This is a genomic window from [Zimmermannella] faecalis ATCC 13722 (assembly GCF_000381765.1).
Lineage (GTDB): Bacteria > Actinomycetota > Actinomycetes > Actinomycetales > Microbacteriaceae > Gulosibacter > Gulosibacter faecalis.
In genome coordinates, this window is sequence record NZ_KB907083.1 from 1 (window position 1) to 22,193 (window position 22,193).

Below are 22,193 nucleotides of genomic sequence, written 5' to 3' on the forward strand. Positions count from 1 at the left end.
ACGCGCTCTCCGAAGCTGCGGTGCAGGTCGGGCACGTCAACGCGATACTCCGCCAACACGCACCCGTCGCGGAGCGCAACTACGACCGGTACGGCAAGGAAGTCCTCCGGTACGCGAAGACCCACACCGTGCCGCAAACCGAGTCGTTCGCGAAACAACTCGCCGCGAAACTCGCGCGCGAAGACTTCGAACGCGCCCACAAAGCCGCGTTCGCACAACGACGCGTCCTCGTCGACCAAGACGACTACGGCATGACCTACCTCACCGCGTACCTCCCCGCGGCGACCGCAGCAGCGATCCACGAACGACTGTCACGTGACGCGCAGGCGATGGCCGAGGTCGCGAAAGCCGAAGCAGTTGAGCGCCGCGGGGAGGACGGGCTCGAAGCCGACGCCCGCACCCTCGACCAACACCGCGCCGACATCTTTGCGGACACCCTGCTGACCGCGACCGCGCAAACCATCCTCGACAGCCCCGCCGCCGGCGCCGCGCGGGTGAAGGCGGTCATCAGTATCGTCACGCCGGTCATGGCGTTGCGCGATCAGGAGTTCAGTGACGCGTTCCGCCGCGCGGGCGGATCCGACACCTGCGCCGGGGTCGCGATGTTGAACGGACTGCAGCCGATGAGCGCGGCCGAAGCACGCGAATGGGCCGCCGACGGCGAACTCGAACGGATCCTCACGCACCCGATCAGCGGCCACGTCATCACCGCCGACACGTACGTGCCACCCGCGTCGCTGCGCCGCTATCTGCGGGCGCGGGACGTGACCTGCCGGTTCCCTGGCTGCCGCAGGCCCGCACACCGCTGCGACCTCGACCACACGACGGCATGGCAGCACGGCGGGAAGACCCATCCCGAAAACTGCGGCCACCTCTGCGTCGCGCACCACACACAGAAACACGAACAACCCTGGCAAGTCCGCCACCTCGGCGGCGGCGTACTCGAGTGGATCACACCCCTCGGACGGGTCGTCGTGACCGTTCCAGAACCGCCAGGGCCGAGGTTTGTCGAGGTCCACAACCCACCACCCTTCTAAGGGCACCACCCGCCAACCTAACGGACGTGCCCCAACACCCCAGCGCATCCCGAACCCGCGCCCGCACACGCGGGCGACACCGCACCGGCAGATCCGCCGAAGCGGTAGTCAGGGTGCGCTGGGGCGCTGGCTGTTCAGCGAGCAAGGTCCGGTCGCGAGCTGGCGTACGCAAGCTCGCGACCACGGCGGCTAACTACCTGGGCGACTTCGCGGCGCGAACGCTGTTCGCAATGAGTCCACCGATTACGGTGACGAGCAGCGTCGCGCCGACGAAGAAGACCAGGGCCCACATGCCGACCGTTTCGGTCTCGACGCCGGCCCAGAGTGCGGCGCCCATCCAGATCGTCGCCGCGATAACCCCCGCGAGCAGTCCGCTCGTGAACATTTTGCCCATCGGTTCATCCCCAATCCCCGGCCTGCGGCCAGATGCTCCGTTGCACAGAGTAAAACACTCTGTGATGCAGAGTAACACCCACGGATACAGTGGTTCCATGGCAGCGAAGCCCGAAACCGCCGAGCAGGTATTGCACGACCTCGACACGCTCGTGCGACGAACACGTGCGGCCGGGCGGTCGCGCGCCACCGGCTTCCCGCTCATCGGCTGGGGTTTCGCCTGGATGCTCGGGTACGGCGCCCTCGACCTCGCCACCGGGTGGGCACTCTGGGCAGCACTCACCGCCGCCTGGCTCGCGGGCGTGCTGCTGAGCTGGCTACCACTGCGCCACGAGGTACGCACCGGCACGGAGCGTCGCGTGCAACTCGCGTGGTTCGCGGTGCTGTTCGCGTCACCATTTCTCGTGACCGCGGCGCAGCCGCCATCGTTCACGAACATCGCACTCGTCCTCGGCGCGCTCTGGAGCCTGGCAATGTGCCTCGGCGCAATCGCGACGCGCGATGTCCCCTACGCGATCGTTGCGTTCATCGGCGTCATCGTCGCTGGCGTCGCGGCGGCCACCGAACCCGCACATCCGCTCCTCATTTTCGGCCTCGCAGCCGGGGCCCCGCTCTTGGCAGTCGGCGTCGTTCGTGTCATCGTGGGGAATCGACATGGCTGAGCACTCCCCCACCCCCACGACGTCGCGCACCGACCCGCAGCTGCCGGCCGACGTGACCGACCGGCTCCGCACCCCCTTCGATGCGGTGCTGAGCGATCCGACGCGCCTGCGCATCCAGGCCGCGCTGCACGGACTCAACCCGGGCGGGTCGATTCGGTTCACCGCGCTCGCGAAGGCGCTCGGACTCAGCGACGGCAACCTCTCTGCGCATCTCGCCGCGCTCAGCGAGGTCGGCTACGTCGAGGCCGAAGAAACCTACACCGGCAAGCGTCGCACCCGGTGGTACTCCGCGACCGCAGTCGGCCGCGCCGCGTTCGACGAACACGTCGCCGCACTGCAGCTCATTGTCGACACGGCGCGGCTCGGCGGCTCGTAGCGGGCTCCTAACCCGCAGGCGCGAACCCCGAGACGTCGGTGTTCTGCACCGTGCCCATGCACACCTCGACGTTGACCGAGACCTGCGGCAGCTCGTTCGCATCACCGGGCAGCAGGACGCTCGCGGCGGTCGCCGTCACCGGCTGACACTCGGCCTCGTCATAGGCACCAGCGCTACTCACGTGGAGCGTCGCCTGCGCGGCACTCCCCGACTCGAGCTCGACCGCCTCTGCGGCGTCACCCTCTGCAGCGGTCGCGACCTTCGAGCCCGACTCGTCAAGGAACGACACCTGCGGCGGCCCATCGAGTACGCAGGCGGCGTCACCGACGTTCGTGGCCGTCACAACGAGGTACGACTGCCCCACGCCAGACCCTTCCGGATCTGCCTCGATCGTGACCTCGGTATCGACACTCGTGCACGCGGCGGACTCGACCGGCGCCGTCTCCTCCGGCGTCGTCTCCACCGGCGCAGGCTCCCGTCGCCACTGCGGTTTCCGTGACCGTCACGGTCTCGGTTGGCGTCGGCTCGGCGTCGTTGCCGCCGGCGGCGCATCCCGTGAGGAGCAGCAACGCCGACCCGAAGGTGAATCCGGCTGCGAGTTTCGAATGATTCGTGTGCGAATACATGTTCATCACCTACCCCATTACTTTGCCCGGCAGAGCATCACCACGGGGTGGGCGCGTACTTAGGGAACGGGAACGGGCGTGACGCCGAGTGGGGCGAGCCCCGCGGCGCCGCCATCGGCGGCCGTCGACACCCAGATGCCGTCACGGTGCCGCAGCACGGTGTGCTCCCAGTGCGCGCTCGGGGTTCCGTCGACGGCCCGAACCGACCACTGATCGGGGTCAGTACGCACGTCCGGGTTCCCCGCCGTGAGCATCGGCTCGATGCAGATCGCGAGCCCCGCCTTCACGACCGGGCCGCGACGACGCACCCGATAGTTGAACACCGTCGGCTCCTCGTGCATGTCGCGGCCGATCCCGTGCCCCGTATAGCCCTCGAGGTTGCCAAGCGGGCCAGCGTCGAGGTGCCGCTCAATCTCATCCTCGACGGCACCACCGACGTCGTTCAGATGGCGTGCAGTTGCGACCGCCGCGATGCCCGCCCACATGGCGGCCTGCGCCGCCTCGCTCGTACGGTGCGCATCCGCGAGCCACCGTTCGGGGTCTTCGCGCTGCGGTTCGCCCGGCACGATGAACGTGCGCGCCGAGTCGCCGTTCCAACCGTTCAGCTGGGCGCCGCAGTCGATCGAGACAATGTCGCCGGGCCGAAGCGGCGTCTCGTCCGGAATCCCGTGCACGACGACGTCGTTCACCGAGGCGCAGACCGTGTGCCGGTAATCCTCAACGAGCTGGAAGTTTGGCTCGCCGCCGCCGTCGCGAATCACGCGCTCGGCAATCGCGTCGAGCTCGAGCGTCGAGATACCGGGGCGAATCGCTTCGGCGACCGCGTCGAGTGCCTGGCAGGTGAGGAGCCCGGCCGGCACCATGAGGCGAAGCTCATCGGGAGACTTGTAGATCGACCGCATGCTCCGAGCCTAGTTGCCGCGCACCTGCGCCACCGTGCTAATTTCACCAAATACCCAAGACGGCATCCGCGCACTGCGCCCCAACACCGAGGACACACGAATGACCGCCGACACACAGCAGCAGCCTGCCCCGCCCGCACTGAAGCGCACACTAGGCGTATGGAGCACCCTCACCCTCGGAGTCGGAGCCATGGTCGGCTTCGGCTGGGTCACCCTGGTGGGCGGGTGGATCGAAAGCGCCGGCTCCCTCGGCGCCACCTTCGCCTTCACCGTGGGCGGGTTCATGATGGCGATCGTCTCGCTCGTGTACGCCGAACTCGTCGCGGCAATGCCGAAGGCGGGTGGCGAGCACAACTACATCATCCGAGCGATGGGGCCCCGCTGGTCGTTCATCGGTTCGTGGGCGATCACGGGCGGATACGCGACGGTCGTCGCGTTCGAAGCGGTCGCGCTCCCGCGCGCGGTCGACTACGTCGTCGACCTGGAGCAGTTCCACCTGTGGACGGTGAGCGGCTCGGAGGTCTACCTCGTGTGGGCACTCGTGGGTTCGGTCGTCGCGGTGCTCATCACCATCATCAACATCCTCGGCGTAAAGGTCGCGGGTGGTGTGCAGATGTTTGTCGTCATCTTCCTCTTCGCGATCGGCGCGCTGCAGATCTTCGGCGCCGCCACCGGTGGCGAGGGCGCGAACTTCGAGCCGTTCTTCACGGAGGGCAGCGCAGGGTTCTTCGCGGTGCTCATCGTCGTGCCGTTCCTCTTTGTCGGCTTCGACGTGATCCCCCAGGCGGCCGAGGAAGTGAACATTCCCCCGCGCAAGGTGGGCAACATTTCGTTCATCTCGGTGCTCATCGCGGCGGCCTGGTACATCATGATCGTGCTCACGGTCTCGTCGGCGCTGACGCACGAGGAGATGGCCGGCTCGACGCTGCCCGCCGCCGACGCCATGGGCGCGCTGTTCGGCGGAAACCAGTTCTTCGCGAACCTCATGGTCGCCGCCGGCGTCGCCGGCATCATCACGTCGTGGAACTCGCTGCAGCTCGGCGCCTCCCGCCTCATGTTCTCGCTCTCGCGCGGCGGCATGCTGCCCGCGTGGTTCGGCAAGCTGCACCCGAAGTACGGCACGCCCGCGAACGCCCTCATCGTGCTCGGTGCGATCGCGACGATCGCGCCGTTCTTCGGTGCCTCGGCGCTCGGTTGGATCGTCGACGCCGGCTCGCCCATGATCGTCATCGCGTACCTGCTCGTCTCGATCTCGTTCGTGATTCTCCGCGTGCGCGAGCCGAAGATGGAACGCCCGCTACGCATCGGCGGTGCCGGCAAGTTCGGCGTCGTGATCGGCGGCTTCTCGATCGCGATCACCGCGTTCCTCGTCTCCCTCTACCTGCCGGGCATGCCGGCGGGCATCGGGATCGAGTCGTGGGTGATCTTCCTCGTCTGGTGGGTCGTCGGCGCGGTGTTCTTCGTGTCGATCCCCGGCGGCGTCAAGGCGGGGCCGAACGCCGAAGAGGAGCTCTACGAGAAGGTGCTCGAGCGCTTCCCGAAGCGCCGCGGTTAAGGCCGCCGACGGGCCTGGTCGAGGAACTCGCCGAAGAGGATGCGCCGGTCGCGAGCATCCGCGTCGGCCTCTTCCGGGTGCCACTGCACGCCGATGATCCACGTGTTCTCGACGCGCTCGGTCGCCTCAACGATGCCGTCGTGCGCCCGCGCGGCGACGCGCAGACCCTCTCCGACGCGGTCGACCGCCTGGTGGTGCCCGTTTCGCACGACGAGCCGGTCGACGCCGTAGAGCGCGTGAACGCGGCTGCCCTCAACCAGCTCGACCTCCTCATCGAGAAACAGCGGGCCGCCGGGCGGGCCCTTGTGGAGGTCGAACGGCTGCAGGTCGGGCACGAGCGTGCCGCCGCACGCGACGTTGAGCAGCTGCGAGCCGCGGCAGAGGTGCAGCATGATCGCGTCGTCGTCGATGCCCCGCCGGATGATGTCGAGCTCGCGGTCATCCGCACGACGATCCTTGCCGTACTCGTTCGGTACGGGGTCGGTGTGCCCGTAGATCGTCGCGTCGACGTCGCCACCGCCGAGCACGAGGATGCCGTCGGCCGCGGCAATGTCGTCGGGGTTCGGGGGCTCGTCGGCCGCGACGTCGTAGATCCGGGCCCGCGCGCCCTGGGCCTCGAGCTCCTCGACCGCGACGCGGATGAGCTCACGGTTGAGCGTGCGCGCGGCCTCGGTCTCGTCGGGCGTCGACACCTGCACGACCACGGCGATCTCGACGGCGGTCATGCGGCACGCCCCGCGGCGTTCACGACCCACTGGAACAGCGCGAGGTCGCTCGCGACCCGGTCGGCCCGGTCTTCGGGGTGCCACTGCACCGCGACGATCTCGAGCGACTCGTCTTCGATCGCCTCGACGGCGCCGTCGTCGGCGCGCGCGACGACGCGGAGCCCTCGGCCGAGGCGGCCGATCGCCTGGTGGTGATAGCTCGACACCGAGACGGCGTCGAGGTCGGCCGTGTCGCCGAGCGCGCCCGCGAGCCGGCTGTCGCGAACAACCACGACGTCGTGCACGGTGTCGACGTGGTTGCGCGGTTCCTGCGGCCAGTGCTGCACGAGGTCGCCTCCGCGCTCGACGTTCCAGAGCTGCATCGCCCGGCAGATGAGCAGGGCGGGGAGCCGCAGCTGACTCGCGAGCTCGATGGCGCGCGCGTCGGCCTCGTCCTGGCCGGCGAAGTCGCAACCGGCGTAGCGGTCTTCGGCGCGCTGCCCGTAGCGCTTCGGGTCAACGTCGGGGCCGCCGGGCAGCACGATCCCGTCGACGTGCCGCATGATGCGGCTCGCCGGGTCGCTCCAGTCGAGCAGGGGCGGCAGCAGCACGGGGTCGCCGCCCGCGCGGCGAACCGCCTCGATGACACCGTTCGCCACGACCGACGCCGAAAACCGCAGCCCCTTCACCTTCGCCGAGCTGAGCGCGGGAATCGCGATGACGGGGCGGCCGGTCACGCCGGCGCCCCCTCCGCAAGCGCGGCCTCGGGGAACGGGAGCTGCGGCATCCACTTCTCCCACACGGCCCGCAGCCGGCCGTCGGCGATCACCCGCGCGAGCGCGCCGTCGAGCTCGGCGAGGAGCTCTGGCCGATCCTTCGCGACGCCGACGCCCCACGGATTGCGGGTCTCGGCGGTGAACGCGAGATCGAACTCGGGGTCGTCGCCGAGCGGCACCACCACGACGTCGTCATCGACCATTGCGTCGACGCTCCCGTCGCGAACCGCCTGAATCATGTCGGCGAACACGTCGTCGGTCGCGCCGAACGGCACGAGCTCGGCGCCGGGGAACGTTTCGGCGAGCCGCATGTTCGCGGAGTTCGCGATGGCTGCGACCCGGTAGCCGCGCAGGTCGTCGGGCGAGCGCGCGGGGTCGCCGGCTCGCACGAGCACCGACTCGTTGAAGACGGCGTACGGGCGCGTGAAGTCGACCTGTTCCTGGCGCGAGGGGATGATCCCCTGCCCGCACCAGACGCCGTCGGCGTCGCCGCGCTGCACGGCAGGAATCATGTCGTCCCAGGGCAGGATGACCCACTCGAGTTCGCGGCCAAGCTCGGCGGCGACGAGCGCGGCCGCCTCGGGCTCGAACCCGGGGCGCGTGACGCCCCCGTCGGGCGAGAGATCAAACAGCGGCGCCGCGGCCGAGTCGATGCAGGCAAGTCTGAGTTTCGTCATTACGGGATCGCCTGCCAGTACTGGTTGAACTCCCACTCGGTGACGGCACCGCAGTAGCGAGCCCACTCATCCGATTTCATGTCGACGTAGATGCGGCGAAGGTCGTCGGGCAGGTTGTTCTGCACCCACTCGTCTTCGCGGAACGCCTCGATGGCCTCGCCGAGGCTCATCGGCAGTGCGACGCCGCCGCTGCCCGGCGCATCCGGCTCGATCTCGTGCCCGATGCCGTCGGCCATCGCCGACACGAGCAACGAGTGCGAGAGATACGGGTTCACCGCGGCGTCGGGCACGCGCACCTCGGCGCGGCCGTTCGCCGAGATACGCACCATCGAGGCCCGGTCGTCGAGGCCCCAGTCGGCACGGGCCGGCGCGAACTGGCCCGGATCCCAGAACCGCTTGTACGAGTTCACGGTGCTCGCCATCACGAGCATCATCGCGGGTGCGTGCTTCAGCACGCCACCGATCGCCCACCGACCAAGCTGCGACATGTGCAGCTCGGTGACGCCGGGCGTAATGAACGTGTTCTCGCCGTCGTCGTCCCAGAGCGAGAGGTTGTGGTGGCAGCCATTGCCCATCGAGCCGAGGTACGGCTTCGGCATGAATGAGGCCTCAACCCCGAACTCGCGCGCAACCTGCGAGCAGATCTGGCGGTAGGTGACGAGCCGGTCGGCCGTGCGCTCGATGTCGTCGAACATCCAGTTGAGCTCGATCTGCCCCTGGTCTTCGTAGTCGCCCTCGATCATGTCGAAGCCGAGCGCCGTCGCGTACTCCTCGAGCCGCTTGTAGATCGGACGCATGACCTCGAGGTTCTCGACCTGATACGCGGGGCTGTGACCGGGAATGAGCGTCGGTGCGATCGACTCGCCCTTCCACGTCATCTCGGGCTCGGTGCCCGACTTCATCGTGAGACCGAAGACGTCCTTGAGCAGCTGGTGCGTGCGGCGCATGTGCGCGCGCGAGTCGACGGCGAGCGGCCGGCCGCCGACGCCGGGAAGGTGCTCGGGCTCGTAGGCAGTGCAGAAGATGCGCCCCACCTCTCCGTCCCACGGCAGCTGCTGGAACGACTCGGGCTCGGGCAGCCCGACGAACTCCTTCGCCTCGACGCCGCCGCCGATGAGGTTACCGAAGATGTCCGACTGCAGGTCGCTCAGGGCCGTGCGGTGAAACGCGATGCCCTTCTCGAGGTTACGCACGACGTGCTTCGCCGGCACCATCTTCGCGACGGTGCGCGAGCCGAGCGTCGGCAGCATGTAATAGAGGTACTGCGCGCCGGACCGTTCGATGCGCTCGGTGAGTTCGGCGACCGTGTCGTCGTCGAGGTTCGCCTCCTGGTGCGCGGCGAACGCGCCGTTGTCGCCGAGGGCCGCCTCGACACTCTCGCGGTAGTAGTCGCCAAGATTGCGGCCGAGCGTGGTCGCGGCGGTCTGCAGCTTTTCAACGTGCGGCTCCGCCGCCGTCATCGTTTCGTTCGTCATAACCAATTCACTTTCTTGGGTTTCCGGGCGCCTATGCCCGGGCGTCAAAGACAATGGGGAACCGCACGGGGCCGGTGTTGCCCGAGTCGGGCAACCACTCGTCGCCACCCGCGGCGGTGATATTCGTGAGTCGTGCCGCAAGCACGGGGAGCGCGCAGCTCATGTCGGCGCGGGCGATGTAGTGCCCGAGGCAGTGGTGCATGCCGCCGCCGAACGTGAAGTGCGGCTTGCGCCCCTCGGCGGTGATGTCGACCTCGGGGTCGGGATACGCGACCGGGTCGGTGCCCGAGGCGGCGGTAAACAGGTGCACGGTCGTTCCCGCCGTGAACGTCACGCCCTCGTACTCGAAGTCCTCGATCGCCTCGCGAGTCACCCACCGGGTCGTCGGGTTGACGCGCAGCACCTCTTCGAGCGCGGCGGATGCGAGGCTCGGGTCGGCCGCGAGCAGCTCCCACTGCTCAGGGTTGCGAATGAACGTCTGCAGCGCGAGGCCGAGCTGGTTGCGCGTCGTGTCCATCCCGCCGAAGAGCATGAGCACGAGCGCGTTGCGCAGCTCTTCGCCCGAGAGCTTGTCGCCGTCGTCGCTGAACTGCACGAGCCGCGACACCACGTCCTGCCCGGGGTTCGCCTTGCGGTCTTCGATGAGTTCTTCGACGAACTCGTAGAGCTCGTGCACCGCCTCGTCGATCGCCTCGATGTCCTCCTTGATGCTCACGCTGAGGGCATAGCCGACGGTGTTCGCGCGGCTCGCGATGAACTGCCAATGCTTGTGGTCGAGCCCCATCATGATGCAGAGCGCGCGCGTCGCGAACGGCTCGGCGAAGTCCGCGACGAACTCGCACTCGCCCCTGTCGGCGATCGCGGCGACGAGTTCTTCGGCGAGCGCCGTGAACTCCGGCTCAAGGCGCCGCGCCATCGAGGGAGAGAACGCGGGGTTGAGGAGGCGGCGGATGCGGTGATGCTCGTCGCCCTCGAGCACGAGGAGGTTCTTGCTCCACCACTCGTAGAAGATGCCGCTGTGCACTCCGTTGTGTTCGGGCCAGCGTGCCGAGCCCTGGGAGAGCTTCGGATGCTTCAGCAGGTCGGCCACCTGCTGGTGGCGCAGCACGGCGTAGCCGTAGTTGGTCTTGGCCAGCCACGACCGCTCGCGGGCGTCGCGAACCTCTTCCGACTGCATGGCGAAGCCGGGGTCGGAAATGTCGAAATATGGCAGGTCGGCGAGGGTGTCGATACCGCTCATCGTGTCCCTTCTTTCCAATCATCGTTGATCTCGAGGGCACCAAGGGATTAAACCTTCATTGGTGCATGAATAGAATCACACGTCAGCGCCGGGCGCAAGCGGGGACAGCTTCGAGTCGCACCGCAGAAACTCACCGCAGTCTCGAACTCGGCTTGCCGCCGCGCCGATCGTGCGTAATGATTGACAAACAGATTTTTACGAAGCGACAAAGGAGACGCAGCGTGAACGGATCTGCCCCCGAACACATCGCCATCGTCGGCAGCGGCCCGAGCGGCTGCTTCACGGCGCAGGCGCTCCACCGTGCCTGGCCCGACGCCGAGATCACGGTGTTCGACCGGCTCGCCACGCCGTTCGGCCTGATCCGTTACGGGGTCGCCGCCGATCACCAGCACACGAAGGTGATCACGCGCCAGTTCGAGCGGCTGTTTGCCGACGACGCCGTGCGCTTCGCCGGCAACGTCGAGGTCGGCACCGACATCGGGCTCGACCAGCTGCGCCGCAACTACGACGTCGTCGTGCTCGCCTCCGGCCGCTGGCGCGATCGCCCGCTCACGATCCCCGGCGCGAAACTTGCGGGGGTCATCCCCTCGGGCGACGTCGTCAACGCCCTCAACGCGGTGCCCCGCCCGGCGCTCCCGATGCCCGAGATCGGTCGCCGCGTCGTCGTGATTGGAGCGGGCAACGTCGCGCTCGACATGGTGCGGTTCCTCATCAAGACGGCCGATGACTACGCCGGCAGCGACGTCTCGAGCGACGCCCTCGCGCAGTACCTTGCCGCGCCCGCGACCAGCGTCACGGTGCTGAGCCGCTCCCCCATCGCCGCCGCGAAGTCCGATGTCGCGATGGTGAAGGAGCTCGGCAAGATTCCCGGCGTCGCGTTCTCGTACGCGAACACGAGCCCCGCGAGCGACGACAACACGCTCGGGCGGAAGCGCGAGGCCGCCTTCGCCGAACTCGCCGCGCTCGACGTACCCGACCCGCGCATCCGCGTGCACTTCGTCTTCGGAGCCGAGCCGGGGAGCATCCGCGGTGACGAGCGCGTCGAATCGGTGCGGCTGCAGGCCGCGCCCGCCGGTGAGGCGAGCACGATCGAGGCCGACACCGTCATCAGCGCGATCGGCTTCGACGTGAACGCGCCCGGCCACTGGCACTACGCGCAGCACCTCGACTTCACGCCGAGCGAGGCCACCGGCCGCATCGAGCCAGGCCTCTACCGCGTCGGCTGGTTGAAGCGAGGCCCGCACGGCGCGATTCCCGCGAATCGCGCCGACGCGAACGAGGTCGCGAAGGAGCTTCTCGAGCACGCCCGCACCGGCGAGCTCGAGGTCACCGGCGACAAGCCCGGCTACGAGGGGCTGCCCGAGGCCGCCCGTGCCGCCGCGGTGAGCTTCGCCGACTGGCAACACATCGACCGCGCCGAAGTCGCCGCGGCAGCCCCCGAGCGCATCCGCGCGAAGATCACCGACCACGAAACGATGCTCGCGACCGCACGCGGCGCGGCAGCAAAGTGAGGAAACGAATGAACATCACCGTGCTCTACGGCACTGAATCCGGCAACTCCGAGCTCATTGCGCAGGACCTCACCGACAAGCTCACGAGCGACGGCGAGACCGCGACGGTGAGCGACCTCCAGGACTTCGACCCGGCCGATATCGCGGCCGACAACTTCTACATCATCGTCTGCTCGACCCACGGCGAGGGCGACCTGCCGAACACCGCGCAGCCGTTCTTCGAGAAGTTCGCTGAGTTCGAGGGCGACCTTACGGGCGTGCACTACGCGATGTTCGGACTCGGCGACACGTTCTACGAAGAGACGTACAGCCAGGGTAGCGAGCACATCGACCGCCGCTTCGCCGAACTCGGTGCGACCCGGGTCGGCGAGTACGGCCGCCACGACGCCTCATCGTGGGACCTCCCGAGCGACGTCGCCCTCGAGTGGCTCCCCGGCGTGCTCGAAGCCGCGGGAGGCAAGTGAGTTCCTAGACTGAACTCACTATGAGCACCGCGTCTTCGTTCAGCCCGATCCGGCCAAAGCTGCCGGCCTCGTTGACGAGCGGCGACGACCTCGCCGACAACATCACCGCCGCGATCTCGCTCGGCTCGATCGCCGTCGGCGAGCGCCTCCCCTCCGAGATCGAGCTCGCCGCCGAGTTCGGCGTCGCGGTCGCGACGCTCCGCAAGAGCCTCGCGATCCTGCGTGAGCAGGAGATCGTCGAGACCCGGCGCGGCCGCGACGGCGGCACGTTCGTCACGCGCATCCCCTTCCCGACGGTCGCCCAGGTGCGAGAGTTCCTCGGCTCGACGAGCATCATCGAGCTGCGCGACTACAGCGACGAGCACTGCGCCGTCGCTGGCGGCATCGCGCAGCTCGTGTGCCAGCGCGCCCTCGAACAAGACCTCGTCGACCTCACCGAACAGGCGAGCCGCTACCCCGACAGCGACGACCTCACGGCGCAGGTCAGCTGGGACAACCGCTTCTACGTGCAGCTCGGTGCGGAGTCGCAATCGCAGCGCCTCATGCGCAGCCAGATGCGGCTGCAGAGCGAAATCAGCACGCTGAAGTGGTCGCCCGCCGCCGCCGCAACCTCGGCCGAGCAGGCGCGCTACGACCGCATCGAAATCGTCGACGCGATCCGCTCGCGCAACCCCGAGCGCGCCGAGGCGACCATCAGCAACCACATCCGCCAGACGACGTACCGCATCATCGACGTCAAGCTCACCCTCGACCGCATTCCCGAAAGGAGCGTCGACGCATGACCGGCGACACCCTCACCGCGGCGATCTCCGAGATCTCCGGCTGGTTCGAGCACTACTTCCGCGACATCGAGCAGCTCCGCGACGACCTCGGCGAGGCCGTCGCGAGCGCCTTCGGCAGGGACGGCCTCGTCACGATTCAGCCCGACGAGAGCGAGCGGGTGCGCGAGATCGCGGTCGACTTCCTCCGCGCGCATCCGCGCAGCGACGGCGCCGGCATCATTTTTGAGCTCGCACAGCTCGACCCCGAGCGCGCACGCCTCGAGTGGTGGCTGCGCGACGGCGACGACTTTCAGCGCAACGAGTTCATTCTCAACCCCGCCTCCGAGCGCTTCTATGACTACGAGAAGCTCGATTGGTTTCGCGGCGGGTTTCACAGCCAAACCCGCACGATCGCGGGCCCGTACATCGACCACCTCGGCGTCGACTACTACATCAGCACACTGACGGTCCCGGCGTATGTCGGCGACCGGCTCGTCGGGGTCGTCGGCACCGACGTGCGCATGGACGATCTCGAGCGCGTACTGATGCCGATGCTCACGCCGCTCCCCCGCGGCGCCGCGGTGCTGAGCCGCCACGACCAGGTGCTCGTCGGCAGCTCGGGCGAGTTCAGCACGGGCGTGCGCGTCGCGGCGGTGCCGCCCGGATACGCGCGCGTGCCGATCCCGACGCCGGGGCTCGACCTGCGGCTGCTCTACCGCGAGTAGCGGCAGGGCAGCCGCAGCGTCGGCTATCGCTCGTCGCTGTCGGGCCCGCGGTCGGGGTACACGTGCGGCTTCTTGCCGCTGAGGCGCATCGCGAGGTCGACCGTCTCCTCCGACTGCGAGATCGGGTCGGCGTAGCGAAGGTCGACGACCCCGGTACCAGCGAGTTCCGCCGGCGCATTGAGGTGCGGCCGCGCAGTGAAGAGGTAGATCACGCCGACCACGACGACGATCGTGCCGATGATCAGCACCATCCACGACTGGAACCAGTTCACGTCGGGCACCGGCTGAATGAGGGTGTAGACCGCGAACGCCTGGTACACGAGCGCGACGATCGACACGACCCAACCGAAGTTGCCCATCGAGAAGTCGCCCTTCGGCTTCCAGCCGCGAGCGCGGGCGCGGATCGACGCGATCACGACGCTGCCGAAGGCGAGGTAGATGCCGAACGCGGCGAACGAGATGATCGCGATGAGCGCATCCGCACTGAGCAGCGAGATCACGACGACGATCGCGGGGAGGATGCCCGCACCGAGCAGCGCGAACGGTGGCACGGCGCGCTTGCGGTTGAACTTGCGCAGCTGCTTCGACAGGGGCAGCTGGTGGTCGCGGCCCATCGAGTACATGAGGCGCGATGCGGCGGCCTGCAGCGAGATCGTGCACGAGAGGAACGAGACGAGCACGATCACCATGACGACGCGGAAGCCCACGGGGCCGAAGGTGCTGAGGAAGATGTCGCTCACGGGGTCGGTCGCCGTGCCGTTGATGACGGCGGCGAAGTCGGGCACCGAGAGGATCAGACCGAGCGCGATAAACATCGAGGCGACGCCACCGACGTAGATCGTCATGCGCATGGCCTTCGGGATCACGCGGCCAGGGTTGCGCACCTCTTCGGCGACGTCACCGTTCGCCTCGAAGCCGTAGTAGAGGTAAATACCGAAGATCGCCGAGCCGATGAACGCGACGAAGAACGGCGTGCCCTGCTGGAGGTCTTCGGGGCGGAAGTCGGTGAAGAGCACGCTGAGGTCGTGCTGGCGCGACGCGATGAGCAGCCACGCACCGATGAACACGGTCGCGACGATCTCGACCACGAAGCCAGCGAACGCGACGTTCGAGAGCAGCTTCGTGCCGCCGAAGTTCACGAGCGTCGCGAGCAAGATCAGCAGCAGCGCGAGCAGTACGTTCACCGTCGGATTCACCTCGATGCCGAGGAGCGCCCCGAGGAACGGACCCGCACCGTACGCGACCGAGGCGATCGTCGCGTTGATCGCGATCATGTAGATCCAGCCGGAGATCCATCCCCACTTCGCGCCCCACAGGCGCCGGTTCCAGGGGTAGATGCCGCCCGCGATCGGGTACTGCGAGACGACCTCACCGAACACGCACGCGACGAGCAGCTGCCCGAAGCCCGCGACGACGAGCATCCAGAAGGCCGGCGGGCCGGCAATCGCGAGGGATGCGGCGAAGGTCGTGTAGACGCCGACGACCGGCGAGAGGTAGGTGAAGCCGAGCGCGAGGTTCCCCCAGAACCCCATGTCGCGCTTGAACTCGCTATCGATTTCCAGCCCGCCCGATTCCTCGGCCGAGTGCTGCTGTGTTGAAGTCTCCATGTGTGGGCTCCGAACTTGTCAGGGCGGCCGAATCAGTTTGCGTCTAGATGTTTTCCCTCCGCGATGAGGGATTCGGACTGATTCGAGACCTGCCGTGGGATTCCATGCGACCTCGGTGTCGAATGGCTGCGCTCATACTAGCAATTCCGAAGCTTTCGACAAGTTGGCGCGCGGGTGGCGCGTTCCGCGTGTGGACCCGTAGTTTGCGGCAGTTTCGGCGCTGGCAAGCCGCTTTTGGTTAATCAATACGATATCTTGCACGCTCAACAAACCTATATTTACGCAGTTCTTGAGGTGCGTTCAGCACGAACACCACCAGCCACCTAAGCTGGGTGCGGATGCGCGCGATGCTGCGCGCCGGTTGGAGAGAAATTGACGACGACGAACGCTACGCCCGGGCCACTGAACGGACTCCGGGTGCTCGATCTTTCCCGCATCCTCGCTGGCCCCCTCGCCGCCATGACGCTCGCCGATCTCGGCGCCGACGTCGTGAAGGTTGAGCGCAAGGGCGCCGGCGACGACACCCGCACGTGGGGGCCGCCCTACGCCGAAGACGGCACGGCCACCTACTTTCAGACGGCAAACCGCAACAAGCGCTCGGTCGCCCTCGACTTCACCGACGCCGACGACCTCGAGGTGGTGCGCGGGCTCGTGCGCGACGCCGACATCGTCGTCGACAACTTCCTGCCGGGCGCCCTCGACCGCCTCGGCATCGGCCACGACACGATGCGCGAGCTCAACCCGCGCATCATCACCGCGACGATCACGGGCTTCGGTTCGGCCGGCGGCGCGACGCGCCCCGGCTACGACTTCGTCGTGCAGGCGCTCAGCGGCCTCATGCACGTCACGGGCGAGCGCGACGGCGCCGCTATGAAGGTCGGCGTCGCGCTCGTCGACATCCTCGCCGCGAAAGACCTCACGATCGGCGTGTTCGCGGCCCTGCGCCACCGCGACGCGACCGGCACCGGCATGCACGTCGAGGTGAACCTGCTCTCGAGCATCCAGCAAGCGCTCGCGAACCAGTCGCAGGCGGTCGTCGGGGCCGGCGCCTCGCCAACCCGCCTCGGCAACATGCACCCGTCGATCTCCCCGTACGAATCGCTCCCCTGCCGCGAGGGTGAGCTCGCGGTCGCCGTCGGCAACGACAAGCAGTTCCGCGTGTTCGCCCGCGAGCTCGGGGTGCCCGAGCTCGCCGACGACGACCGCTTCGCGACCAACCCGGCCCGAGTCGAGCATCGAGCCGAGCTGCGGCCCCTGCTCGCCGAGGCGCTCGCGAGCCAGGATGCGGCGACGTGGCAGGAACAGCTCGTCACCGCGGGCCTCGCGGTCGGCAAGGTCAACACGATCGCCGAGGGCATCGAGCTCGCGCAGGAGCTCGGCATCGACCCCGTCGTCGACCTCGACCGCGACGGCACCCCGTCGAAGGGCCTACGCCACCCCATCCGCTACACCCCGGCGTTCGACCTCCCCCGCGTCGGGCCGCCGCCGCTCGACGCCGACGGCGACGAGATCCGCTCCCAATACCGCACGCAGTAACCGCACGACCCCGAAAGGTGCACCGATGACCGAACTGACCGACCTGCTCAACCTCGAAGCCGAGTTCAGCGACGAGGAGCTCGCGCTGCGCGACCGCGTGCGCGAGTTCGTCGACCGTCGAATTCGCCCGAACATCGACGACTGGTACGAGCGGGCCGTGTTCCCGACCGAGATCATCCCCGAGATGGCGGAGCTCGGGCTCCTCGGAATGCACATCAAGGGCTACGGCTGCGCGGGCCGCAGCGCCACCGAGTACGGCATCGCGATGCAGGAGCTCGAAGCGGGCGACTCGGGCCTGCGCACGTTCGTGTCGGTGCAGGGCTCGCTCGCGATGAGCGCGATCGCAAAGCACGGCTCCGAAGAGCAGAAGCAGCGCTGGCTCCCCGAGATGGCGGCGGGCCGCGTCGTCGGCTGTTTCGGTCTCACCGAGCCCGAGGCGGGTAGCGACCCCGCCGGGATGCGCACGACCGCGGTGCGTGACGGCGACGGCTGGGTGCTGAACGGCTCGAAGCGTTGGATCGGCCTCGGCACGATCGCGCAGATCGCGATCGTGTGGGCGAAAACCGACGAGGGTGTGCGCGGCTTCATCGTGCCGACCGACTCCGAGGGCTTCACCGCGAAGGCGCTCGAGCCGAAGCTGTCGATGCGCGCGTCGATCCAGACCGAGCTCACGTTCGACAACGTGCGCCTCACCGAGGCCGACCGCCTGCCGGGCGCCACGAGCCTGCGCGCGCCCTTCGAGTGCCTCAACGAGGCCCGCTACGGCATCGTCTGGGGCGCGATGGGCGCCGCCCGCGACTCATTCGAGCGCGCCGCCACCTATGCGGGTGAGCGCAAGCAGTTCGGGCGGCCGCTGTCGGCGTTCCAGCTCACGCAGAAGAAGCTCACCGACATGGCCCTCGAGATCGCGAAGGGGCAGCTGCTCGCCCTGCGCATCGGCCGGCTCAAGGACGCCGGCAAGCTCGAACGCCACATGATCTCGGTCGGCAAGCTGAACAACTGCCGCGCCGCGATCGAGATCTGCCGCGAGGCCCGCACGATCTTCGGTGGCAACGGCGTGCTGCTCGAGAACGGGGTGCTGCGGCACGCGAACAACCTCGAGTCGGTGCGCACCTACGAGGGCACCGACGAGGTGCACACGCTCATCATCGGCCAGCACCTCACCGGCGAGAACGCATTCTCGAACTAGGCGGGCAGCCAGTCGTTGCCGCGCAGGTAGTCCTCGACACCCGCGCGGCGACGCACCCGCTCGTATCCGCCATCGCCGTGGCGCACGTACACGGCCGGCGGCAGCTCGATGAAGGTCGACTGATACGACATCGTATAGGCGCCGACGTTGCGGAACACGAGCCGGTCGCCCCCCGCGAGTGCTGGCGCGTCGGTGAGGGTGAGCAGCCGGTCGTCCTCCATACACGTGAAGCCGCTGACGATTTGCGTGGGCAGGGTCTGCCGTTCGGTCGCGTCGAGGTCGACCTGAAACGGGCGGCGACGCCGAAACAGCGGGTCGAGGTCGGTGCGGCTCGTGTCGGTCACGACGAACGTCGACTCGCCGACGCGCTTCACGTCGACGACGCTCGCGTGGAACTCGAGCGGTACCGCGACGAGTGAGCCGCCCGGCTCGACGATGAGCGGGGTGCGTTCGGGGTCGACCGCCCCAGCGAGGCACTCGCGAATCGCGCCGACATAGTCGTCGAACGTCGGCTCGCCGTCGACACTGCCGAAGAAGCCGCCGCCGATGTCCACCCAGTCGAGTTCGAGGCCGCGCTCGGCGATGAGCGAGGCGGCGAGCGAGGCGGATGCGCGGTAGACGTCGACGCGCTGCGTGCGCGAGTTGCGGTGCATGTGCAGCCCCGCGACGCGCACCCCGGCGTCGCGCAGCTCGGCGATCGCGGCGTCGAGCTCCCCGTTGTCGGCGTTGAACCCGAAGCGGCTCCCGGCCTCGCCGGTCGTGCTCTCCCCCGGTACGAGCGCCTCGAGATCCCAGTTCACACGCAGGCCGACGGCGACCTCGCGCTCGGGGAACTCGCGGCCGTATTCGACCGCCCAGCGCACCTCGCGCTTCGCGTCGAGGTTGATGACGGAGCCCGCCGCGAGCGCGGCCCGCAGCCGATCGCGGCTCTTGATCGGCCCGTTGTAGATGATGCGCTCCGGCGGGTACCCGAGTGCGAGGGCGAGCTCATACTCGTGGTCCGAGACCACCTCGGCCCACACACCGCGATCGCGCAGGTACGAGATAAGCCACGGCAGCGCGTTCGTCTTGAACGAGTACGAGAGAATCGAGTTCGGCCAGTGCCGTGCGAGGGCACCCTCGAACCGCTCGACGAAGCCGCGCAGGAGCGGCTCGTCTACGACGAACGCGGGGGTCTCGGGCAGCTCACGCATCGGTCGGCTCACGCGTTCGCCGCGGGCGGGTCGAAGTCGACGAACGCCTCGCGCGTCGCGTGCCCCTCGGCGCTGATGCCGTCGCGGCCGAGCACCGTCGCAACGGTACGCCAGAGGATGCGCGCGTCGAGCCCGAAGCTGCGGCCATCGACGTACTCGACGTCGATGGCAAAGATGTCCTCCCACTCGAGCGCGTTGCGGCCACTCACCTGGGCGAGCCCGGTGATGCCCGGCCGCACCTCGTGGCGGCGCGCCTGCTCGGGCGTGTACGCCCCGAGATACTGCACGAGCAGCGGCCTCGGGCCGACGACGCTCATGTCGCCCTTCAGCACATTCCACAGCGAGGGCAGCTCGTCGAGGCTCGTCGACCGCAGCGCGACCCCGAACGGCGTGAGCCGCGCCTCGTCGTCGAGCAGCCGGCCCTGCGCATCCGCCGAGTCGAGCATGCTGCGGAACTTCACGAGCGTGAAGTGCCGGCCGTCACGGCCCGCGCGCTGCTGCCGAAACAGCACCGGCCCGCCGAGCTTCACCCGCACCGCAATCGCGGTCGCCGCGATCACCGGCGAGAGCACGACGATGCCCGCCGCGGCCGCGACGATGTCGAGGCCCCGCTTCACGAAATCAAACGATCGCCGACGCGTCATAGTGCTCCTCGTCATGATGGTCGTGGTCAGGTGCGGGTCGGGCAACGGCGAGCACGTCGACCGCCTTGCCCGCAATCGTGCCGAGCGTCGTGCGCAGCCAGACCGACTCGGGTTCGCGGCCGGCCGCCCAGGCGACATAGGCCGAGGGCACGTCGGCGCCCGCGACGTGCGAGAGCGGATACCCGCCGCCGAAGCGCGGATTGACGTCGATTACCTGGCACTCCCCCGCCTCGGTACGAATGACGTCGAGGTCGATGAGCCCGCGGTGGCCGAGCGCGCGGTTCACGCCGATCGCGAGGTCGACGAACGGCGTCGGGTCGACCGACTCCGCCCGGTCGGTCTCGCCGGCGCGCATCGCGATCTTTCGGCGGGCGAGGGTCGCGGCGTAATCGCCCCGCAGGTCGGCCACGACATCGACGCCGTACTCGGTGCCGACGAGGCGCGGCTGCACGACGATGAGGTCGTCGGCGTCGGCGTCGCCCCCGGCCCGGCCATCTCGCTGCGTCACCTCGCGGCGCGCGTGCGCGACCGCATCCGCGAGCGTGTCGGCCGTCGCGAAACCGAGGCCGCGCGAGCCGCTGCCGAACCGCCCCTTCACGACGAACTCCTCGGCGCCGAGCCGCTGCGCGAGCGAGGCGGTGTCGAGCCGCAGCGCCTCACTCGCGAGCACGGTTGTGGGGCTCGCGACACCGGCCTCATCGAGCAGCCGAGCCGTCGCGAGCTTGTCTTCGATCGTGGCCTGCCGGCGCGCATCCAGTCGCACGAGTGCCGCGAACTCGGGCGTGTGCGGGAGCTGCGCCCACCGCGACAGCTCGAAGTCGTTGATGCTCACCGCGAGCGTGATCTGCTGGTCGCGCAGCGTCGCTTCAAGCCACTCCTGGTAGCCCTCGGCCGTCACGGGCGGCGCCGCGACAAACCGGTCGGCGACCGCCGCGGCCGGCGAATACGGGTCGAGATCGGCGACCACGACGCGGCCCGTGAGGCCGTTCCACCGCAGCGCCTCGCGGAACCACCGCACCAGGTAGGATCGGCGGCCGCCCGCAGCAACGAGCACGTTGAGCTCAGACATGAGCCCGCTGCCGTTCCGGGCGCCGGTAGGGCGGGAAGAACTGGTCGCTCAGCTCGACGCTGCGGCCCGTCTCCCGCTCCCACGCGGCGCAATTGCGGCCGAACGCGACGGGGTCGACAACGATCCGCACCGACGCCGCGATGGGGCGCACCTCGGTGATGCCCGCTTTGAAGTGCCGCAGCGACTCGTGGTCACCGCCATCAATGAAGAAGTCGTGGTGCCCCTGCGAGTGCGCCCACTCGAGCTCTGCATCAAACTGGCCGATCTGCGGTACGTCGGGCTGATGGTTGGGATGCACGCCCGCGTAGAGCGTCTGCACGATGCCCCCGCACTCGCTCACGAGGTGGGCCATCGCGAGCTCGTCGTCGACCACGGTGGTCCAGAGCATGATGTGCTCGCTCGCGCCGTCACGCAGCCGCTCGAAGAACTCGCGGGAGAACCGGTAGTCGTCGCTCGCGCCGACGCGCTCCATCGTGCGCGAATAGAGGTCGTGGAACTCGTCGAGCCGCGACCACGACACGTCCTGCTCGCACACGTACCCGCGGTCGCGAAACTTGCGAATGCCCCGGCGGTGGTTGCGGCGCATGTCGTCGCGAATCTCGTCGAGGCTGCGATCGAGCGGCACGTCGTACGTCTCGCCGTGCGAGACGGCGGCCCCGAAGCGCGCAAACTCGCGGATGCTCGAGTCAAGCAGCGGATGAAAGCGCAGGAACAGCGACGCGACGCCGCGTAGGCGAAGGTGGCCGATCAGCGTGCCGATCGCATCCCGCCGCCACTCGGCGGGTGCGCCCTCACTGAACACGGGCGCCGAGCGCACCTCCGACGAGCTCGCATCGAGCGAGCCGTCGGCGTTCTCGCGCAGGCGAAGCGGCACGGCGAGCACGTGACCGTCGCCCTCGACCACGGCGAGCCGTGACGGGGCGCCCCGAAACTCGTCGTACGCGGCGAGCACTTCGGGAACGTGGTCGATGTCGTGGACCACACGGGTAAGGAGCGCCGACCAGCCGGGGTTGGCAAGGTCGAACAACTGAACGTTCAAGCTTGAGTCATCCTTCTGCAGGCGGGTTGGCG

At 68.5% G+C, this 22,193-nt stretch carries 24 protein-coding genes; 10 read left to right on the forward strand and 14 right to left on the reverse strand.

The annotated features are described in order from the left end of the window. Positions 1–239: hypothetical protein (locus tag G328_RS16775; protein WP_235619885.1), on the reverse strand; the 239-nt coding region annotated here is incomplete at its 3' end. Here G328_RS16775 and G328_RS15255 point away from each other — a divergent pair. Continuing rightward, positions 129–1,037 (forward strand): HNH endonuclease signature motif containing protein, encoded by a 909-nt coding sequence (locus tag G328_RS15255; protein ID WP_235619883.1) that lies wholly within the window; start codon positions 129–131, stop codon positions 1,035–1,037. The genes G328_RS16775 and G328_RS15255 overlap by 111 nt on opposite strands. A 193-nt stretch (positions 1,038–1,230) precedes the next feature. On the opposite strand, the gene G328_RS0111510 is transcribed toward G328_RS15255, so the two are convergent. Further along, positions 1,231–1,431 carry a hypothetical protein gene (locus tag G328_RS0111510; RefSeq protein WP_154651573.1) on the reverse strand — a complete coding sequence of 67 codons (201 nt, stop codon included), beginning with the start codon at positions 1,429–1,431 and terminating at the stop codon, positions 1,231–1,233. A 97-nt stretch (positions 1,432–1,528) separates the two neighbouring features. Here G328_RS0111510 and G328_RS16395 point away from each other — a divergent pair, with 97 nt between their 5' ends. Continuing rightward, positions 1,529–2,092 carry a hypothetical protein gene (locus G328_RS16395; RefSeq protein ID WP_019619507.1) on the forward strand — a complete coding sequence of 188 codons (564 nt, stop codon included), beginning with the start codon at positions 1,529–1,531 and terminating at the stop codon, positions 2,090–2,092. Then, positions 2,085–2,468 (forward strand): transcriptional regulator, encoded by a 384-nt coding sequence (locus G328_RS0111520; protein WP_019619508.1) that lies wholly within the window; start codon positions 2,085–2,087, stop codon positions 2,466–2,468. The genes G328_RS16395 and G328_RS0111520 overlap by 8 nt, the downstream gene beginning before the upstream one ends. A 7-nt stretch (positions 2,469–2,475) precedes the next feature. Here G328_RS0111520 and G328_RS0111525 read toward each other — a convergent pair whose 3' ends face one another. Both G328_RS0111525 and map read right to left on the reverse strand, forming a co-directional pair. Further along, a complete protein-coding gene (locus tag G328_RS0111525) occupies positions 2,476–2,931 on the reverse strand; it encodes a DUF4232 domain-containing protein (protein ID WP_019619509.1) in 456 nt (151 codons plus the stop codon). Between the two features lie 222 nt (positions 2,932–3,153). Next, on the reverse strand, positions 3,154–3,996 hold the full coding sequence (map, locus tag G328_RS0111530; protein WP_019619510.1) for a type I methionyl aminopeptidase: 843 nt from the start codon (positions 3,994–3,996) through the stop codon (positions 3,154–3,156). Positions 3,997–4,096: 100 nt separating this feature from the next. On the opposite strand from map, the gene G328_RS0111535 reads away from it, so the two are divergent. Beyond that, positions 4,097–5,551: an APC family permease gene (locus G328_RS0111535; RefSeq protein WP_083919641.1), complete on the forward strand. Its 1,455-nt coding sequence runs from the start codon at positions 4,097–4,099 to the stop codon at positions 5,549–5,551. Here the strand turns inward: G328_RS0111535 and G328_RS0111540 are convergent. The 5 genes from G328_RS0111540 to G328_RS0111560 are packed head-to-tail and all read right to left on the reverse strand — an operon-like array spanning position 5,548 to position 10,423. Beyond that, a complete protein-coding gene (locus tag G328_RS0111540) occupies positions 5,548–6,276 on the reverse strand; it encodes a gamma-glutamyl-gamma-aminobutyrate hydrolase family protein (RefSeq protein WP_019619512.1) in 729 nt (242 codons plus the stop codon). The genes G328_RS0111535 and G328_RS0111540 overlap by 4 nt on opposite strands. After that, positions 6,273–6,992, reverse strand: a complete 720-nt coding sequence (locus G328_RS0111545) for a gamma-glutamyl-gamma-aminobutyrate hydrolase family protein (RefSeq protein WP_019619513.1) — start codon at positions 6,990–6,992, stop codon at positions 6,273–6,275. The genes G328_RS0111540 and G328_RS0111545 overlap by 4 nt, the downstream gene beginning before the upstream one ends. Then, positions 6,989–7,708, reverse strand: a complete 720-nt coding sequence (locus G328_RS0111550) for an ABC transporter substrate-binding protein (protein WP_019619514.1) — start codon at positions 7,706–7,708, stop codon at positions 6,989–6,991. The genes G328_RS0111545 and G328_RS0111550 overlap by 4 nt, the downstream gene beginning before the upstream one ends. Further along, positions 7,708–9,183, reverse strand: coding sequence for a glutamine synthetase family protein (locus G328_RS0111555; RefSeq protein ID WP_019619515.1), 1,476 nt, complete (start codon positions 9,181–9,183; stop codon positions 7,708–7,710). The genes G328_RS0111550 and G328_RS0111555 overlap by 1 nt, the downstream gene beginning before the upstream one ends. Positions 9,184–9,214: 31 nt before the next feature. Next, positions 9,215–10,423, reverse strand: a complete 1,209-nt coding sequence (locus tag G328_RS0111560; protein ID WP_019619516.1) for a cytochrome P450 — start codon at positions 10,421–10,423, stop codon at positions 9,215–9,217. A gap of 221 nt (positions 10,424–10,644) precedes the next feature. Here G328_RS0111560 and G328_RS0111565 point away from each other — a divergent pair, with 221 nt between their 5' ends. The 4 genes from G328_RS0111565 to G328_RS15995 are packed head-to-tail and all read left to right on the forward strand — an operon-like array spanning position 10,645 to position 13,884. Then, positions 10,645–11,934, forward strand: coding sequence for an FAD-dependent oxidoreductase (locus tag G328_RS0111565; protein ID WP_019619517.1), 1,290 nt, complete (start codon positions 10,645–10,647; stop codon positions 11,932–11,934). An 8-nt stretch (positions 11,935–11,942) separates the two neighbouring features. Continuing rightward, the gene (locus G328_RS0111570; RefSeq protein ID WP_019619518.1) at positions 11,943–12,398 is read left to right on the forward strand and encodes a flavodoxin domain-containing protein; all 456 of its coding nucleotides are present in this window, start codon (positions 11,943–11,945) and stop codon (positions 12,396–12,398) included. A 20-nt stretch (positions 12,399–12,418) separates the two neighbouring features. After that, the gene (locus G328_RS0111575; protein WP_019619519.1) at positions 12,419–13,180 is read left to right on the forward strand and encodes a FadR/GntR family transcriptional regulator; all 762 of its coding nucleotides are present in this window, start codon (positions 12,419–12,421) and stop codon (positions 13,178–13,180) included. Next, the gene (locus tag G328_RS15995; protein WP_019619520.1) at positions 13,177–13,884 is read left to right on the forward strand and encodes a cache domain-containing protein; all 708 of its coding nucleotides are present in this window, start codon (positions 13,177–13,179) and stop codon (positions 13,882–13,884) included. The genes G328_RS0111575 and G328_RS15995 overlap by 4 nt, the downstream gene beginning before the upstream one ends. A gap of 23 nt (positions 13,885–13,907) precedes the next feature. On the opposite strand, the gene G328_RS0111585 is transcribed toward G328_RS15995, so the two are convergent. After that, a complete protein-coding gene (locus G328_RS0111585; RefSeq protein ID WP_019619521.1) occupies positions 13,908–15,491 on the reverse strand; it encodes an APC family permease in 1,584 nt (527 codons plus the stop codon). 372 nt (positions 15,492–15,863) lie between these two features. Here G328_RS0111585 and G328_RS15265 point away from each other — a divergent pair, with 372 nt between their 5' ends. Then, positions 15,864–17,027 carry a CaiB/BaiF CoA transferase family protein gene (locus tag G328_RS15265; RefSeq protein WP_051082911.1) on the forward strand — a complete coding sequence of 388 codons (1,164 nt, stop codon included), beginning with the start codon at positions 15,864–15,866 and terminating at the stop codon, positions 17,025–17,027. 25 nt (positions 17,028–17,052) lie between these two features. Further along, entirely contained in the window at positions 17,053–18,216 is a 1,164-nt protein-coding gene (locus G328_RS0111595; RefSeq protein ID WP_019619523.1) for an acyl-CoA dehydrogenase family protein, read from the forward strand. On the opposite strand, the gene G328_RS0111600 is transcribed toward G328_RS0111595, so the two are convergent. From G328_RS0111600 to G328_RS0111615, 4 genes are read right to left on the reverse strand one after another with little or no spacing between them, the layout of a single operon-like run. Further along, entirely contained in the window at positions 18,213–19,421 is a 1,209-nt protein-coding gene (locus tag G328_RS0111600) for a type III PLP-dependent enzyme domain-containing protein (RefSeq protein ID WP_222828709.1), read from the reverse strand. The genes G328_RS0111595 and G328_RS0111600 overlap by 4 nt on opposite strands. After that, positions 19,418–20,053 (reverse strand): sugar transferase, encoded by a 636-nt coding sequence (locus G328_RS0111605; protein WP_019619525.1) that lies wholly within the window; start codon positions 20,051–20,053, stop codon positions 19,418–19,420. Before G328_RS0111605 ends, G328_RS0111600 begins: the two co-directional genes overlap by 4 nt. Further along, positions 20,031–21,122 (reverse strand): ATP-grasp domain-containing protein, encoded by a 1,092-nt coding sequence (locus G328_RS0111610; RefSeq protein WP_019619526.1) that lies wholly within the window; start codon positions 21,120–21,122, stop codon positions 20,031–20,033. Before G328_RS0111610 ends, G328_RS0111605 begins: the two co-directional genes overlap by 23 nt. Then, a complete protein-coding gene (locus G328_RS0111615; protein ID WP_019619527.1) occupies positions 21,115–22,161 on the reverse strand; it encodes a GNAT family N-acetyltransferase in 1,047 nt (348 codons plus the stop codon). The genes G328_RS0111610 and G328_RS0111615 overlap by 8 nt, the downstream gene beginning before the upstream one ends. Positions 22,162–22,193 lie beyond the last annotated feature (32 nt).

Coding starts and splice junctions, on each gene's coding strand:
- G328_RS0111595 (WP_019619523.1), top strand. CDS start 17,053: ATGACCGAACTGACCGACCTGCTCAACCTCGAAGCCGAGTTCAGCGAC.
- G328_RS0111540 (WP_019619512.1), bottom strand. CDS start 6,276: ATGACCGCCGTCGAGATCGCCGTGGTCGTGCAGGTGTCGACGCCCGAC.
- G328_RS0111610 (WP_019619526.1), bottom strand. CDS start 21,122: ATGTCTGAGCTCAACGTGCTCGTTGCTGCGGGCGGCCGCCGATCCTAC.
- G328_RS0111535 (WP_083919641.1), top strand. CDS start 4,097: ATGACCGCCGACACACAGCAGCAGCCTGCCCCGCCCGCACTGAAGCGC.
- G328_RS16395 (WP_019619507.1), top strand. CDS start 1,529: ATGGCAGCGAAGCCCGAAACCGCCGAGCAGGTATTGCACGACCTCGAC.
- G328_RS0111570 (WP_019619518.1), top strand. CDS start 11,943: ATGAACATCACCGTGCTCTACGGCACTGAATCCGGCAACTCCGAGCTC.
- G328_RS15995 (WP_019619520.1), top strand. CDS start 13,177: ATGACCGGCGACACCCTCACCGCGGCGATCTCCGAGATCTCCGGCTGG.
- G328_RS0111575 (WP_019619519.1), top strand. CDS start 12,419: ATGAGCACCGCGTCTTCGTTCAGCCCGATCCGGCCAAAGCTGCCGGCC.
- G328_RS0111555 (WP_019619515.1), bottom strand. CDS start 9,183: ATGACGAACGAAACGATGACGGCGGCGGAGCCGCACGTTGAAAAGCTG.
- G328_RS0111510 (WP_154651573.1), bottom strand. CDS start 1,431: ATGGGCAAAATGTTCACGAGCGGACTGCTCGCGGGGGTTATCGCGGCG.
- G328_RS0111520 (WP_019619508.1), top strand. CDS start 2,085: ATGGCTGAGCACTCCCCCACCCCCACGACGTCGCGCACCGACCCGCAG.
- G328_RS0111585 (WP_019619521.1), bottom strand. CDS start 15,491: ATGGAGACTTCAACACAGCAGCACTCGGCCGAGGAATCGGGCGGGCTG.
- G328_RS0111560 (WP_019619516.1), bottom strand. CDS start 10,423: ATGAGCGGTATCGACACCCTCGCCGACCTGCCATATTTCGACATTTCC.
- map (WP_019619510.1), bottom strand. CDS start 3,996: ATGCGGTCGATCTACAAGTCTCCCGATGAGCTTCGCCTCATGGTGCCG.
- G328_RS0111605 (WP_019619525.1), bottom strand. CDS start 20,053: ATGACGCGTCGGCGATCGTTTGATTTCGTGAAGCGGGGCCTCGACATC.
- G328_RS0111550 (WP_019619514.1), bottom strand. CDS start 7,708: ATGACGAAACTCAGACTTGCCTGCATCGACTCGGCCGCGGCGCCGCTG.